Annotated in this window: 12 protein-coding genes and 1 tRNA gene; 2 read left to right on the top strand and 11 right to left on the bottom strand. The window is 75.5% G+C overall.

Going from position 1 to position 15149, the window contains the following annotated elements:
* Nucleotides 1–24 precede the first annotated feature (24 nt).
* The 8 genes from selA to LPA42_RS01610 form a co-directional block, all read right to left on the bottom strand.
* Nucleotides 25–1323, bottom strand: a complete 1299-nt coding sequence (gene selA, locus LPA42_RS01645; RefSeq protein WP_077940298.1) for an L-seryl-tRNA(Sec) selenium transferase — start codon at nucleotides 1321–1323, stop codon at nucleotides 25–27.
* A 22-nt stretch (nucleotides 1324–1345) separates the two neighbouring features.
* Nucleotides 1346–1441: transfer RNA gene (locus LPA42_RS01640), tRNA-Sec, on the bottom strand.
* Nucleotides 1442–1494: 53 nt separating this feature from the next.
* Nucleotides 1495–2508, bottom strand: a complete 1014-nt coding sequence (nrfD, locus tag LPA42_RS01635) for an NrfD/PsrC family molybdoenzyme membrane anchor subunit (protein ID WP_228986251.1) — start codon at nucleotides 2506–2508, stop codon at nucleotides 1495–1497.
* Nucleotides 2505–3434: a 4Fe-4S dicluster domain-containing protein gene (locus LPA42_RS01630; RefSeq protein ID WP_077940296.1), complete on the bottom strand. Its 930-nt coding sequence runs from the start codon at nucleotides 3432–3434 to the stop codon at nucleotides 2505–2507. The genes nrfD and LPA42_RS01630 overlap by 4 nt, the downstream gene beginning before the upstream one ends.
* The gene (fdh, locus tag LPA42_RS01625; RefSeq protein WP_228986250.1) at nucleotides 3427–6759 is read right to left on the bottom strand and encodes a formate dehydrogenase; all 3333 of its coding nucleotides are present in this window, start codon (nucleotides 6757–6759) and stop codon (nucleotides 3427–3429) included. The genes LPA42_RS01630 and fdh overlap by 8 nt, the downstream gene beginning before the upstream one ends.
* 117 nt (nucleotides 6760–6876) lie before the next feature.
* Nucleotides 6877–7185: a MazG-like family protein gene (locus LPA42_RS01620; protein ID WP_077940294.1), complete on the bottom strand. Its 309-nt coding sequence runs from the start codon at nucleotides 7183–7185 to the stop codon at nucleotides 6877–6879.
* 95 nt (nucleotides 7186–7280) lie between these two features.
* On the bottom strand, nucleotides 7281–7985 hold the full coding sequence (locus LPA42_RS01615) for a hypothetical protein (protein WP_043969095.1): 705 nt from the start codon (nucleotides 7983–7985) through the stop codon (nucleotides 7281–7283).
* Nucleotides 7986–8181: 196 nt separating this feature from the next.
* On the bottom strand, nucleotides 8182–9321 hold the full coding sequence (locus tag LPA42_RS01610; protein WP_308291140.1) for a DUF3626 domain-containing protein: 1140 nt from the start codon (nucleotides 9319–9321) through the stop codon (nucleotides 8182–8184).
* 141 nt (nucleotides 9322–9462) lie between these two features.
* Here LPA42_RS01610 and LPA42_RS01605 point away from each other — a divergent pair, with 141 nt between their 5' ends.
* Both LPA42_RS01605 and LPA42_RS01600 read left to right on the top strand, forming a co-directional pair.
* Nucleotides 9463–10878: an FGGY-family carbohydrate kinase gene (locus LPA42_RS01605; RefSeq protein ID WP_077940290.1), complete on the top strand. Its 1416-nt coding sequence runs from the start codon at nucleotides 9463–9465 to the stop codon at nucleotides 10876–10878.
* A 78-nt stretch (nucleotides 10879–10956) separates the two neighbouring features.
* On the top strand, nucleotides 10957–11802 hold the full coding sequence (locus LPA42_RS01600; protein WP_077940289.1) for an MEDS domain-containing protein: 846 nt from the start codon (nucleotides 10957–10959) through the stop codon (nucleotides 11800–11802).
* Between the two features lie 42 nt (nucleotides 11803–11844).
* On the opposite strand, the gene LPA42_RS01595 is transcribed toward LPA42_RS01600, so the two are convergent.
* From LPA42_RS01595 to LPA42_RS01585, 3 genes are all read right to left on the bottom strand, one after another.
* Nucleotides 11845–12474 carry an MBL fold metallo-hydrolase gene (locus LPA42_RS01595; RefSeq protein ID WP_077940288.1) on the bottom strand — a complete coding sequence of 210 codons (630 nt, stop codon included), beginning with the start codon at nucleotides 12472–12474 and terminating at the stop codon, nucleotides 11845–11847.
* Nucleotides 12471–13559, bottom strand: a complete 1089-nt coding sequence (locus tag LPA42_RS01590; RefSeq protein ID WP_077940287.1) for an S-(hydroxymethyl)mycothiol dehydrogenase — start codon at nucleotides 13557–13559, stop codon at nucleotides 12471–12473. The genes LPA42_RS01595 and LPA42_RS01590 overlap by 4 nt, the downstream gene beginning before the upstream one ends.
* 107 nt (nucleotides 13560–13666) lie before the next feature.
* Nucleotides 13667–15136: a nitrate/nitrite transporter gene (locus tag LPA42_RS01585; RefSeq protein ID WP_228986249.1), complete on the bottom strand. Its 1470-nt coding sequence runs from the start codon at nucleotides 15134–15136 to the stop codon at nucleotides 13667–13669.
* Nucleotides 15137–15149 lie beyond the last annotated feature (13 nt).

Here is a 15149-nt window from a genome sequence, read left to right as displayed (position 1 = left end):
CGCAGGTCGGCTTCCGCCGGCACGTCAGTCCTCCGCCGGCACGGCCAGCACGGCGGCGCGCAGCGCGTCGTCGGCGGCGGCGGGGACGCAGCGCAGGTCCAGCAGCAGCCGGCCCCGGGCGACCCGGCCGAGCACCGGCGGGTCGCCGAGGCGCAGCGGCCGGGCGTACCGCTCGGGCAGGGCGAGGGCCCACGAGTCCAGCTCGACGCCGGGCGCCCCGCCGCCGCCGACCACGGCGGCCGTGGGCACCACCTCGGCCTTGCAGCCGTCGGCGGCCAGCCGATCGCGCAGGCGCTCGGTGCGCCGCCGCAGGGCAGCCGGGTCGGCGTGCAGGGCCGCCCGGGTGGGGGTGTCGGGGCCGTGCAGGGTGGCCGCCAGCGCGGCGAGGGTCAGCTTGTCGACCCGCAGGGCGCGGGCCAGGGGGTGGCGGCGCAGCCGGTCGACCAGGTCGGCGTCGCCGAGCAGCAGCCCGGCCTGCGGGCCGCCGAGGAGCTTGTCGCCGCTGGCGGTGACCAGGTGCGCGCCGGCGCGCAGGGTGCTCGCCGCGTCGGGCTCGGCGGGCAGCAGCGGGTCGGCGGCGAGCAGCCCGGAGCCGATGTCGGCGACGACCGGCACGCCGAGGGTGGCCAGCCGGTCGACGCCGACGGCGCTGGTGAAGCCGGTGACCACGAAGTTCGACGGGTGCACCTTCAACACGAACCCGGTGTCGGGGCCGACGGCGTCGGCGTAGTCGGCGAGGCTGGTGCGGTTGGTGGTGCCGACCTCCCGCAGCCGCGCGCCGGTGCTGGCCAGCAGGTCGGGCAGGCGGAACCCGTCGCCGATCTCCACCAGCTCGCCGCGGCTGACCACGATCTGGCGCCCGGCCGCGAGGGCGGTGGCGGCCAGGACGAGGGCCGCCGCGCCGTTGTTGACCACGTGCACGCCGCCCGCGTCGGGCACGGCGGCGGCGAGCGCGGCGAGGGCGTCGCGGCCCCGCCTCGCCCGCCGGCCGGTGGCCAGGTCCAGCTCCACGTCGGTGTGCCCGGCGGCGGCGGCCACGGCGGCCACGGCGGCGGCCGACAGCGGGGCCCGGCCCAGGTTGGTGTGCAGGACGACGCCGGTGGCGTTGAGCACCGCCGCCGGCGTCGCGGCGGGCAGCGCGGCGAGGGCGGCGTCGCGTACCCGATCGGGGGTGATCTCACCGGCGCGGGCGCGGGCCTGCGCGGCGCCGATCGCGGCCTTGACCCGGTCGCGGCCCAGCCGGTCGACGGCGGCGGCCAGCCGGGGGTCGGCGAGCAGGACGTCGGTGCGCGGGACCCGCCGTCGGGGATCGGCGTCGCGCATCGCGTCCTTCCCACGGGTTGCCTGGCGGAGACGGACGGGAATCGAACCCGCCTGGCCCGGGTCCCGGACCACACCGGTTTTGAAGACCGGGAGGGGCACCAGCCGCCTGAACGCCTCCACCGGCCATTTGACCACAGCACCCCGCCCGGCGTGCGGGGAGGGCGTCAGGCGTCAGCCCTGCGCGGCGCGGCGGTCGACGCGTGCGCGCTGCGGCACCACCGTGTACTTCGGGTCGCGGGCGGAGGCGACACCGCCGTGGAAGATGCCGAAGCGGGTGGCGACCGACGCGGCGAGCAGCGCCGCGCCGGACAGGCCGGACAGCAGCCGGCTGCGGCGACCGACCAGCGCGCCGAGGACCCCGGCGGCGGTCAGCGTCCGGCCGGCGCGCAGCAGCCGGCCGGGCACGCCGGTGCGGTATGGCTCGCTGAGCAGGCCCAGGCGGGTCTCCACCCGGTGCGCGCCCCACAGCTCCAGGGCCGCGCCGGCCACGGCCATCCGCCGGGCCGGGCCGGCCTGGGCGCAGGGCGCGGCGAGCAGGCCCACGCCGGCGCCGCTGGCCAGGGCGCTGCCCGCGAAGATGGTCGGCAGTTCCGGGTACGCCTCGTGCCACGACGGCACGGCCGTGTCGGCGAGCAGCACCCCCGTGTACGTGGCCAGGGCCGGCGCGGTGGCGGCGGCGACCAGTCCGGCGGCCCGCCCGGCGGCGGGCAGCAGCCGTCGCCCCACGCCGAGCACGCCCCGCTCGGGCAGCCACGGCGCGGCCTCGGCGACGGCGGCGACCCCGGCGGCCGGGCCGAAGACGGTGAGGATCCAGGTGCCCACCGACATCGGGGAGGTCGGCTTCGCCACCCGCAGCATGTGGTGGAAGCGGGCCGGCCGGCCCAGGTCGTTGACGAGGAAGTACGCGCTGGCGGTGACCGCCGCCAGCGAGGTGACCCGGCCGGCGCGGCGCAACGCCGGCCGGCCGGTGAGCTGCCCACCGGCGGCCAGCAGCGACGCCCCCGCGGCCAACCCGCCGGTGAACAGGTACGCCGCGATGTCCCACTTCCACACCGGCGGCTTCAGGATCGGGCGGCCGTAGTAGGAGGTGAACTCGGCCGGCGGGACGGTCAGCTGTTCCCCGCCGCCGCGTCCGCTGCGGTAGCGGCGGAACCGGTCACCGACCGGCTTCTGGGGTGTGCTCACGAGGACCCTCCGACGAACGCGGCGACGGCCGCCGCCGCCATGGCCAGGGCGGCCAGCCCGGCCCGCTTCCACATCCGGGGCAGGTCCCGGGTGGTGACCACCGGGTCGGGTGGCAGCCCGTACACCTCGGGGTCGTCGAGCAGCAGGAAGAACGCGCCGTCGCCGCCGACGCCGTCGGTGGGGTCGTGGCCGTAGAGCCGGGCCTGCGGCACGCCGCGCTCGTGCAGGGTGGCGACCCGGTGCGCGGCCCGTTCCCGCAGCTCGTCGAGGGGGCCGTACTGGATGGACTCGGTGGGGCACGCCTGCGCGCAGGCCGGTGTGCCGCCCGCGCCGAGCCGGTCGTAGCACAGGGTGCACTTCCAGGCCCGGCCGTCGCCCTTGCGCTGGTCGATCACCCCGTACGGGCAGGCGGGGATGCAGTAGCCGCAGCCGTTGCAGATGTCCTCCTGCACCACGACCGTGCCGAACTCGGTGCGGAACAGCGACCCGGTGGGGCACACGTCGAGGCAGGCGGCGTGGGTGCAGTGCTTGCACACGTCCGACATCATCAGCCAGCGGAAGTCGGAGCGGGTCTCCGCGCCGGTGCCGCGGCCGGGCGGCCGCGCCCCGGGCATGCCGAGGAACTGGGGGCCGGCGACGATGCTGCCCGGCGCGTCGGCGGCCGGGGCGGCGGGGCGGGGCTGCTCCACGAACGCCACGTGCCGCCACGAGTTCGCCGTCAGCGCGCCGGTGTTGTCGTAGGACATGCCGAGCAGGTCCAGCCCGGAGCCGGGCACGTCGTTCCACTCCTTGCAGGCGACCTCGCACGCCTTGCAGCCGATGCAGACGCTGGTGTCGGTGAAGAAACCCATCCGGGGCTGGGCGTCGGTCCAGCCGGCGTCCGGGGCCGGGTCCAGCGGCCCGTAGAGGCTGTTGGCGTCAGGCATCCCCGCCCCTGTTCTGTTCGTCGGCCGACGCCTGCGGCGAGCGTTCGTCGGTGCTACCGGCCGCGTCGTCGCCGCCGGCCGCGTCGGTGGTGACGATCGGGACGCGGCGCTGCGGGGTCATCCCGGCCCGCCGCCGGTAGTCGGCGACCAGGTCGAGCAGGGCCGGCCCGGTGGGCCGGCGGCCGGGCCGCACGTCGCAGGTGCCGACCTTGCTCTCCTGGATCAGCACGTTCGGGTCCAGGGTGATGCCGAACAGGTCGTTGGCCGAGTCGCCGGTGACCAGCCCCTCCGTGCCGAAATGGTACGGCAGCCACAGCTGGTGGATGATCCGCCCGTCGACCCGCAGCGGGGTGAGCCGGTCGGTGACCAGCACCTTCGCCTCGATCGCCGCCCGGCCGCTGACCAGGTGCGCCCAGCCCAGGTGCGTCAGTCCCGCCTCGGCGGCCAGCTCCGGGGACACCTCCACGAACATCTCCGGCTGCAACTCGGCCAGCGGACGCACCGTGCGGCTCATCCCGCCGGCCGTGTGGTGCTCGGTGAGCCGGCTGACCGTGAACACGTACGGGAAGACGGCGCTGTGCGCCTCCGGCGGGCTCGGGTTGACCGAGTTGACCGGATGCTCGTAGACCTTGCGGGTCGGGTTGGCCTGCTGCCCGTACAGGGGGTTGCGCATCGGGGACTCGGCCGGCTCGTAGTGCGCCGGCAGCGGGCCGTCGAGCACGCCGCTGGGCGCGTACAGCCAGGCCTTGCCGTCGCCCTGCATGACGAACGCGTCGTCGCCGGCGATGGCCGCCACCCCGGAGGCCCCCTCCGGCGGCCGGTACGTCGGCGGCTTCGTCTTCTCGAAGTCCGGCACGTCGTAGCCGGTCCACTCCCCCGCGTCCGGGTCCCACCACACGTACTTCTTGCGTTCGCTCCACGGGCGGCCCTGCGGGTCGGCGGAGGCCCGGTTGTAGAGGGTGCGTCGGTTCGCCGGCCACGCCCAGCCCCACTGCGCGGCCACCCAGTCCTGCTCGTGGCGGGAGCGGCGGCGGGCGGCCTGGTTGACGCCGTCGGCGTACACGCCGGTGTAGATCCAGCAGCCGATCGCGGTGGACCCGTCGTCGCGGGCCTGCGTGAACGCCGACAGCGGGCGGCCGGTGGCCACCTCGTACCCGTTGATCTCCCGCAGCACCGCCTCGGCGCTCGGCTCCGCGTGCGGGCCGTGCGTCGGGTAGTCCCAGGTCAGGTCGAGCAGCGCCCGGTCGCGCGGGTGCGGCGACCCGGCCAGCCTCTCCCGCAGCCGCCGGCCGAGGTGGTAGAAGAACCACAGCTCCGAGCGGGCGTCGCCCGGCGGGTCGACGGCCTTCTCCCGCCACTGCAACAGCCGCTGGGTCTGGGTGAACGTGCCCTCCTTCTCCACGTGGGAGGCCGCCGGCAGGAAGAACACCTCGGTGCGGCACTGCTCCGGCACGATCTCCCCGGTGGCCACCTCGGGGCTGTTCTTCCAGAACGTGGCGCTCTCGATGAGGAACAGGTCGCGCACGACCAGCCAGTCGAGGTTGGCCATGCCGAGGCGCTGGGCGCGGCCGTGCGCGGAGCCGACCGCCGGGTTCTGGCCGAGCAGGAAGTAGCCCCGGATCTTCCCGTCGATCATGTTGAGGACCTGCTGGTAGGTGCCGTGGTCGCCGGTCATCCGGGGCAGGTGGTCATAGCAGAAGTCGTTCTCCGGCGTCGCCGCGTCCCCCCAGTACGCCTTGAGCAGGCTCGCCGCGTACGCCCGGGAGTCGCCCCAGAAGCCCTTCTGGCCGGGGTGGCGGATGCTGTCGACCCAGTCGTCGAACGTCTCGTGGTCGGCGTGGTGCGGCATCGGCAGGTAGCCGGGCAGCAGGTTGTAGAGCGTGGGGATGTCGGTGGAGCCCTGGATGCTGGCGTGCCCGCGCAGCGCGAGGATGCCCCCGCCGGGGCGGCCCATGTTGCCCAGCAGGGTCTGGATGATCGCGCCGGTGCGGATGTACTGCACACCGACGCTGTGCTGCGTCCAGCCCACCGAATAGACCAGCGCGCCGGTGCGTTCCCGGCCCGAGTTGGCCGCCCACGCGTCGGCCAGCTCCAGGAACTTGTCCTGCGGGATGCCGCAGACCCGTTCCACCATCTCCGGGGTGTAACGGGCGAAGTGCCGCCGCAGGATCTGGTAGACGCAGCGCGGGTGCTGCAGCGTCTCGTCGCGCTGGGTCGGCGTGGGCACCGGCATGCCGTGCGACTCGTGGCGCAGCCCGGCCGCGCTGTCGCGTTCCTTGCCGGTGCCGGTGATCTCGGCGTGGTCCTCGTGGCCGGCGTACTGCCAGCTCGACGTGTCGTACGAGCCGGTGTCGGGGCGGTAGCCGGAGAACAGGCCGTCGAGGTCCTCGGTGTCGGCGAACTGGTCGCTGACGATCGTCGCCGCGTTCGTGTACGCCAGCACGTACTCCCGGAAGTCCAGCTCGTTCTCCAGGATGTGGCGCACCACGCCGCCGAGCAGCGCGATGTCGGTGCCCGCCCGGATCGGCAGGTAGGAGTCGGCGACCGCGCTGGTGCGGGTGAACCGGGGGTCGACGTGGAAGACCTTCGCGCCGCGCCGCTTGGCCTCCATCACCCACTGGAAACCCACCGGGTGGGCCTCGGCCATGTTGGAGCCCTGGATGACGATGACGTCAGCGTTGACCAGGTCCTGTTGGAAGTCCGTCGCGCCGCCGCGACCGAAGCTGGTCCCCAGACCGGGGACGGTGGCGGAGTGTCAAATGCGGGCCTGGTTCTCGATCTGGAGCGCCCCCATCGCCGTGAACAGCTTCTTGATGAGGTAGTTCTCCTCGTTGTCCAGCGTCGCCCCGCCGAGGCTGGAGATGCCCAGCGTGCGGTGCAACGGCCGGCCCGCGTCGTCGACGTCCTCCCAGGTGTCCTCGCGGGCGGCGAGGATCCGGTCGGCGATCATGTCGAGCGCGGTGTCGAGGTCCAGGTCCTCCCACTCGGTCGCGTAGGGCCGGCGGTAGCGCACCGTCGTCTGCCGCAGCGGGCTGGTGACCAGGCTCTTGCTGGCCGAGCCCTTCGGGCACAGCCGGCCCCGGGAGATCGGGCTGTCCGGGTCGCCCTCGATCTGGGTGACCCGGCCGTCGGTGACGAAGACCCGCTGACCGCAGCCGACGGCGCAGTAGGGGCAGACCGAGCGGGCCACGCTGTCGGCGGTCTCGGTGCGGGCCGTCAGCGCCGCCGAGCGGGCCGACTGGGCCGCCGCGCCCCGGCCGAGCGGGTCGGTGCCGGTGAGCTGCCGGTAGACGGGCCAGCCCGCGAGGAACGTCCGCAGGCCCATCGGCGCGCACCCCTTCCCCGTCGACAGAAGCTGACGTTCTGAACATAGGCCAGCGCCCGCCGCGCCGCGACCCTCAGCGGATCTTTTTCCGCCGCCGGGGGCGGTGCTCACCGCTGCTCACCGCTGCCGGGAGCGGACCTTCTCGGCGCACGCCAGCAGCGCGGCCCGCGCGTCGCCGCCGAGGCTCTCGATGGCCACCAGCGCCGTGAACGCCGCGTCGGCCAGCTCGGCGGTCACGTCGTCGCGGGTGTGGGTGACCCCCTTGCGGGGGTTCTGCCCGAGCACGCCGATCCACGCCCCGGCTGCCTCACCCGCCTCCTCGGTCAGCTTGAGGATCCGGCAGGTCAACTCCGCGTCCCCGGCGCCGTTGGCGGCGTCGAGCCACCCGCGCGCCGCCCGCACCGCATCCCAGATCGGCTCGTCCATGCAGGAAGTGAACCCCGACGGCCGCGCCGGGCCGCACCCGGGGAGGCGAACGCCCCCGTGCCAGATCGGCACGGGGGCGTTCGGGTGTTGTCACCTCACCACAGCTGCGCGACGATGTCGGCGGCCTGCTCCTCCCACTGGGCGTACGCGTACGGGTACGCCGACACCTGCACCGTCTGCGCCGCGGCGGTCAGCGGCAGCTCCCGCCAGCCGCCGACGTTCTTCAGCGCCCCGAAGAACGCCTTCGACGCGTACTCCGGGTCGGTGATCTGATCGGGCGAGCCCCAACCGGACGACGGGCGCTGCTGGAACAGGCCCTGCGAGTCGTGGTCGTTGTACGCGCCGAGGTGGCCGAGGTTGTACAGCTTCGACTCCTGCAGCGAGGTGGCCACGCCGATCACCGCGCCCCGTTCGCCGACGCCGCTCTCCTTGGCGGCCTCGACGATGGCCCTGGCGTTGGCCACCTGCGCGTCGTCGAGCGGGATGCGCGACTGCGCGCCCTCGACGCCGTGCGGGATCAGCTCGTCGCGGCTCGGCTTGCCCGTCGACGGGGTCGACGTGCCGGCGCCCGCGCCGGTGGTCAACGCGGACTCGGCGGTGGCACCCTCCCGGGTCTTGCCGGTGGCCAGGTCGATGGCGGCGACGGCGCCCGCGTGCGGGCCGGTGGTGACGGGGGCGGCGACGGCCGTGGGGCCGAACGCCAGGCCGCCGAGGACGGCGACGCCGCTGATGGTCAGGACGGTCCTGCGGTTCGTGGTTTTCGCGATGGCCGGGAGCCATCGAGTGAAGTCAGCCTTCACGATGGTTGCCCTTTCGGTCGACACGACGCGCTCCGGGGTGAGCGCCCCTCCGAACCCGCCCCGGCCGGTGGGGTTTACCGGCGGGCGGTACGGGGGACACAACCAGCTTCACGTGTCCGTCATTCCGGATACGGGTGCAGGCGGCCGGGTTGCGGCCCCGGCCACGCCCGGAGCCGGACACGACGGCCGGCACCGGTCAGCGGGCGCGCGGCGCCCCGAACCGGACGAGGACGTGCCAGAGCATCTTGAGGTCCTGCAGCGTGGCCGCCAGCGGGCCGCGGTCGGCCCACCGGTCGGGCTCGGTGACCGCCGAGGCGGCGGCCCGGCCGATCAGCGCGGCGTCGACCGGCTCGCCGGGGCGGGCGAACTCGGCGTGGATCCGGGCGGCCAGCGGCGGGATGCCGGGGCCCCGGAACTCGGCGTCGACCCCGTCGACCGGCAGCTCGAAGCCCGCGTGCCAGTGCAGTGCCGCCCCGTGGCGGGCCGCCAGGTCGGCCAGCACCCGGCCCACCCGGGTGCCCGCGAACGACGGGTCGAGCACGAACGCCTCGACGTCGCGGCCGAGGTCCACCGCACCGTGGATCTGCGCCTCGACGTAGTCGTCCAGCGCGCGGACGGCCGGGCCGGCGCGCCAGGCGTCCCGGTCGCGGCGGCGCAGCAGGGCCCCGAGCAGGGTGGCCGGGTCCGTCCCGGCGACGCCGAGGCTGACGCCCGTGCCGGCGGTGGCGTCGAGCAGCTCCGCCAGCACCGGCTCGGGCACGTCGACGGTGCCGAGGTGGGGCGGCTCCAGGTGGCTGTCGCCGAAGCAGAACGTGGCGCGGGCCAGCACCTGCGGCCTCAGCCGCAGGTGGCAGGAGCCGAACCGGGGACACGCGCCGTCGGGGTGGTCGAGCAGGTTGAGCCCGCCGTACGTCGGGCGGTCGGCCGGAAGCACGCCCGCCTCCTGGTAGGCGCCGCCGAACATCGCCTCCTCCCAGCGGTCCCGGTCGCCGCCGGGGAACGCGGTCAGGCCGCCGTTGGAGATGCCCGTGGCGAACTGGCTGCGGTAGACGCCCTGCGCGGCCAGCGCGTCGGCCACCGTCCGTCCGTCGGCGAGCAGCCGGTCGGGGTGGAAGTTCACGGTCAGCCGGCCGTGCGCGCCGACCGCCGCGACCAGCTCCTGTGGCCGGCGGCCGACGCCGGAGGCGGCCAGGTGCCGCGCGATCACGGCGCGGGCCGCCGGGCGCCGGCGTAGCGCCGACCGGCGTACGTGCGCCAGGGCGGCGGCCTGCGCCGGGGTCAGCGGTGGGTGGCCGGTGGCAGGGGCGGGGCGCGCCGTTCGGGGTGGGTGGGACACAAGCGCCGATTGTGCCTGGCCGGCACCCGAGGCTCGTAGCGCATTTCGCGCCGGCGGCCGGTTGACACGGGCCGGGCCCGATTCGAATAATTCATCTGCTGAACAAATTCCCGCCCGTGTCCCCGAGCCGCAGGAGGACCTGTGCCGCTCGTGGCCGGAGTCGACTCGTCGACCCAGTCGTGCAAGGTCGTCGTCCGCGACGCCGACACCGGCAGGCTGGTACGCGAGGGGCGCGCGCCGCACCCGGCCGGCACGGCGGTGCCGCCGGCCGCGTGGGAGGCCGCGCTGGCCGACGCCGTCGCGCGGGCCGGCGGCCTGGACGACGTGGCGGCCGCCTCGATCGCCGGGCAGCAGCAGGGCATGGTGTGCCTCGACGCCGACGGCGCGGTGGTCCGGGACGCCGTGCTGTGGAACGACACCCGCTCGGCCGGTGCCGCCGCCGACCTGATCTCCGACCTCGGCGGCGGCGAGGCGGGCCGGCGGGCCTGGGCCGAGGCGGTCGGCCTGGTGCCGGTGGCCAGCTTCACCGTCACCAAGCTGCGCTGGCTGGCCTCGGCGGAACCGCGCAACGCCGCCCGTACCGCTGCGGTGTGCCTGCCGCACGACTGGCTGACCTGGCGGCTGTCCGGCGCGCCGGGGCTCGACGCGCTGCGCACCGACCGCAGCGAGGCCAGCGGGACCGGATACTGGTCGGCCGCCACCGGCGACTACCGCCGGGACCTGTTCGGGTTGGCGTTCGGCCGCGACGACGTGCTGCTGCCGCAGGTGCTCGCGCCGACCGGCCGGGCCGGTCGGCTGCGCACCGGCGCGCCGCTGGGCGCCGGCGCCGGCGACTGCGCCGGGGCGGCGTTGGGTGTCGGCGCCGGGCCGGGCGACGTGATCGTGTCAATCGGCACCTCCGGCATCGTGTCCACCGTCTCCGACGTGCCGGCCGCCGACCCGAGCGGGATCGTCGCCGGGTTCGCCGACGCGACCGGCCGGTTCCTGCCGCTGGTGTGCACGCTCAACGCCGCCCGGGTGCTGGACGCGGCCGCGGCCATGCTGCGGGTGGACCACGCGGGGCTGTCGGCGCTGGCGCTGTCGGCCCCGGCGGGCGCCGACGGGCTGGTCCTGGTGCCCTACCTGGAGGGCGAGCGCACCCCGAACCGCCCGCACGCCACCGGCGCCGTGCACGGGCTGACCCTGCGGACCTCCACGCCCGCGCACCTGGCCCGCGCGGCGGTGGAGGGCATGCTGTGCGCGCTCGCCGACGGGCTGGACGCGATGCTCGCGCAGGGCGCGACGGTCGACCGGGTCATCCTGGTCGGCGGCGGTGCCCGCTCGGAGGGGGTACGCCGGATCGCGCCCGCCGTCTTCGGCCGCCCCGTGCTCGTCCCCCCACCCGGGGAGTACGTCGCCGACGGCGCCGCCCGCCAGGCGGCCTGGATGCTGTCGGGCGGGCCACAGCCGCCACGGTGGACGATCGGGCAGGCGGAGAAGCACGAGGCGGACGTCGTGCCGGCGATCCGCGAACGGTACGCGGCCGCCAGGGCGAACATCGTCGACCGCGCCGACTGACGGCGGCACCGCCGCGACACCGGTCGCCGCACCGCTGCGGGGTTACAGTGGGAGGTGCGTCGACCGGAAGGCGATGAGGTGACCACGTCCGCGGTGGTGGACCAGATGGAGTTGGGCGACCACGTCTGCTGGTTCCACGACGACGAGACCGACGGCCTTGACGCCGTGGGCCGGTTCGCCGCCGCAGGCCTGCGGCTCGGCCACCGGGTCGTCTGCTTCCTCGACGTGCTGTCCGCCGATGACGTGCGGGCGTCCGCCGCCCGCCACGGCGCAACCCCCGGGCCCGCGCCGCACGCCGGTGAGCTGCGCATCGTGCCCTGCGGCGACAGCTACCTCGCCGGGGGCCGGTTCCAGCCCGAACGGGTCGTCGACGCCCTCGCCGCCGAGATCGCCTCGGCGCACCGCGAGGGCCACCCCGGCGTACGGCTGGTCGGGGACATGGCCTGGGCGGCGCGCCGGCAGGTCGGCATCGACACGCTGCGCCGCTACGAGGCCGCCGCCAGCGCGCTCTTTCTCGACGGCCGGGCGGCCGGCCTGTGCCTCTACGACCGGCGGATCTTCTCCACCGAGTGGTGCCAGACGATGATGTCCGCGCACCCGGCCGCCGCCGCCCCGGCGTGCGGGCCGCGCTGGACACCGCTGCTGCGCGCCCACCGCACGGCCGACCCGGCGGGGCTGCGGCTGGTGGGGCAGGTCGACCGCAGCAACCGGGACGCCTTCGCGGCGCTGCTCGCCGCGGTCACCGAGGAGACGCCGGCGCGGCAGCCCGTCGTGCTGGACCTGTCCGGGCTGACCTTCGTCGACGTGCGCTCGGCCGCGACGCTCGTGCGGGCCGGCCCGCGCGGCGTGCGGCTGGTCGGCTGCCGGCCGGGGCTGGCGCGGCTGCTGGAGCTGGTGCGCGGCGGCCTGGCCGACGAGGACTGACGCCGGCCGGCCGGGCATCCCCGGCCGGCCGCGTGCTGACCGTCAGTGGCCCCGGGCCAGCCACTGCGCGAGGTGCGGCTCCTCCGCGCCGATGGTGGTGCTGTCGCCGTGGCCGGTGTGCACGACCGTCTCCGGGGGCAGGGTGAACAGCCGGGTCCGGATCGACTCGATGATGGTGCCGAAGTCGCTGTACGAGCGGCCCGTCGCCCCCGGCCCGCCGGCGAAGAGGGTGTCGCCGGTGAAGACGACGCCGAGTGCCGGGGCGTGCAGGCTGCACGCCCCGGGGCTGTGGCCGGGGGTGTGCAGCACCCGCAGTTCGGTGCCCGCCACCTCGACCGTCGCGCCGTCGCGCAGCTCGCCGTCGGGGGCCACGTCGGGGTGCACCATGTCCCACAGCACCCGGTCGTCGGGGTGCAGCAGCACCGGCGCGCCGGTGGCCCGGGCGAGCTGCGGGGCGACCCGCACGTGGTCGTCGTGGGCGTGGGTGGCCAGGATCGCCACCACCCGCCGGCCGCCGACGGTACGCAGGATCGCGTCGACGTCGTGCGGGGCGTCGACGACGACGCACTCGCTGTCGTCGCCGATCACCCACACGTTGTTGTCGACGTCGAAGGTCTGCCCGTCGAGGGAGAACGTGCCGGAGGTGACGGTGTGGTCGACGCGGGCGGTCACGGGAAGACCACCACCGACCGCAGCACGTCACCGTGGTGCATCCGGGTGAACGCCTCCTCGACCTGGTCCAGGGCGATCTCCTCGGTGACGAACGCGTCCAGGTCGAGCCGGCCCTGCAGGTACAGCTCGGTGAGCAGGGGGAAGTCGCGGCTGGGCAGGCAGTCGCCGTACCAGCTGGACTTGAGGGCGCCGCCGCGGCCGAACACGTCCAGCAGCGGCAGCTCCACGCTCATCTGCGGGGTGGGCACGCCGACCAGCACGACCGTGCCGGCGAGGTCGCGGGCGTAGAACGCCTGCTTCCACGTCTCGGGCCGGCCGACGGCGTCGATGACGACGTCCGCGCCGAATCCGCCGGTGGCGGCCCGGATCGCCTCCACCGGGTCGTCCTCGGAGGCGTTGACGGTGTGGGTGGCGCCGAACCTGCGGGCCCAGTCGAGCTTGCGGGAGTCGGTGTCCACCGCGACGATCGTCGTCGCGCCGGCCAGGGCCGCGCCGGCCACGGCGGCGTCACCGACCCCACCGCAGCCGATGACAGCCACGGAGTCGCCGCGGGTGACACCGCCGGTGTTCATGGCCGCGCCGAGACCCGCCATCACCCCGCAGCCGAGCAGGCCCACGGCGGCGGGCCGGGCCGCCGGGTTGACCTTCGTGCACTGCCCGGCGTGCACGAGGGTCTTCTCGGCGAACGCGCCGATGCCCAGCGCCGGCGACAGGACGGTGCCGTCGGTGAGCGTCATCTTCTGGGCGGCGTTGTGGGTGGCGAAGCAGTACCACGGCCGGCCCCGGCGGCAGGCGCGGCAGACCCCGCACACGGCCCGCCAGTTGAGCACCACGAAGTCGCCGGGGGCGACGTCGGTGACGCCGTCGCCGACCTGCTCGATGATCCCGGCGGCCTCGTGGCCGAGCAGGAACGGGAACTCGTCGTTGATGCCGCCCTCGCGGTAGTGCAGGTCGGTGTGGCAGACCCCGCACGCCTGGACGCGGACCACCGCCTCGCCGGGCCCCGGGTCGGGCACCACGATGGTGGTGACCTCGACCGGCGCGCCCTTGCGCCGTGAAATGACTCCCCGGACTTCCTGGCTCACGATTCCTCCTGGTCCACGCGCTTGTCGGTGTCGCCGCCACCGGGCCCCGGCCGACGACGCGGTACGCGCCGGCGGGCTGCCCGCGCCGATCACGTTCCCCGGCGAAACTACCGCCGATCACCTCGCCGGACCCACCGACGTGCGGGGGTTACCACCGGCGGGGCGGCCTGGACCGGTTCGGCCGGTCGGCCGATGCTCTGCGCGGCGGCGAGGACCCGGCGGGCGGCGGTGCGGTAGCGCAGCACCTGGACCGCGCCGAGCGCCCAGAGGGCGTACTGCACGGCGAAGGCCCACCGGAACGCGGCCAGGTCGGGGGCGGCCCGGCCGGCGGGGGTCGCCAGGTCCAGCACGATCCCGACGGCCAGCACGAGCGCGATCGAGGCGACGAAACCGCCCACGTTGACGATGCCGATGGCGCTGCCGATCCGGCTGGCCGGGTTGAACGTGCGGGCGTAGTCGAAGCCGATGACGGAGCCGGGGCCGTTCGCGGCGAGCACCAGCACCAGCACGACCAGCAGCCAGCCCGGGGCGCGGCCCGGCCAGGCGAGCACCACCGCCCACACCGCGGCGGTGGCCGCGGTGACGGCGAGCACGAGCACCGAGCGGCGCAGCGGGTAGCGGGCACACAGATGGGCGACGACCGGGCCCGCCGCCAGGCTGGCCAGGGTCATCAGGGTGAGCAGGGACGCGGCGGCGGTGGGTGCCATCTGCTGCCCCTGCACCAGGAACGGGTACCCCCACAGCAGGGCGAACACCGAGCCGGAGAACTGGGCGACGAAGTGCGTCCACAGTCCCAGCCGGGTGCCGGGCTGCGCCCAGGCCGCGGCGAGCTGTCGGCGTACCGTCGTCAGGTCGGGGGCCGGCACGGCGGCCGGCCCGCGGTGCGGGGTGTCCCGGACGACCGCGACGACCATGGTGAGCACGGTCGCGCCGAGCCCGGCGGCGCCGAGGAACGCCGGGGTCCAGCCCGCGTGGTGCAGCAGCGCGACCAGCGGCACGGCGCCCAGCACCGCGCCGAGCTGACCGAGGGTGCCGGTGAGCTGCACCATCATCGGGTTGCGCCGGCCGGGAAACCAGAACGCGACGATGCGCAGCACGCTGATGAACGTCATCGCGTCGCCCAGGCCGACCAGCACCCGGGCGGCGACGGCGAGGCCGACGTCCGTGGCGACCGCGAAGCAGAGCTGACCGGCGACCATCAACGCGCCGCCGGCGAGGAGCAGCCGCCGCGAGCCGTACCGGTCGAGCAGCACGCCCACGGGCACCTGCATCGCCGCGTACACGGCGAGCTGGGCGACGGTGAAGGTGGCCAGCGTGGCCGCGCTGATGTCGAAGCGGTGCGCCGCGTCGACCCCGGTGACGCCGAGCGAGCCGCGGTGGAACACCGCCGCCACGTACGCGCTGAGGGCGACGGCCCAGACCCCGACGGCCCGCCGGCCGGGCGCGGCGGTCGCCTCGACCGCGGCGGCGGCCTCCACGGCGGTGGCGTGCAACGCCCGGTCGGCGGCCATCAGCGCGGCGACGTCGCCGGCCGTCGCGCGGCGGCGCCCGCCACCGGGCTGGGATGCGTCATCCATCCATGATGGGCGT

This window comes from Micromonospora sp. DH13, from assembly GCF_020873825.1.
GTDB classification, from domain to species: Bacteria; Actinomycetota; Actinomycetes; order Mycobacteriales; family Micromonosporaceae; genus Micromonospora; species Micromonospora haikouensis.
This window is presented reverse-complemented; position numbering and strand designations above follow the sequence as displayed.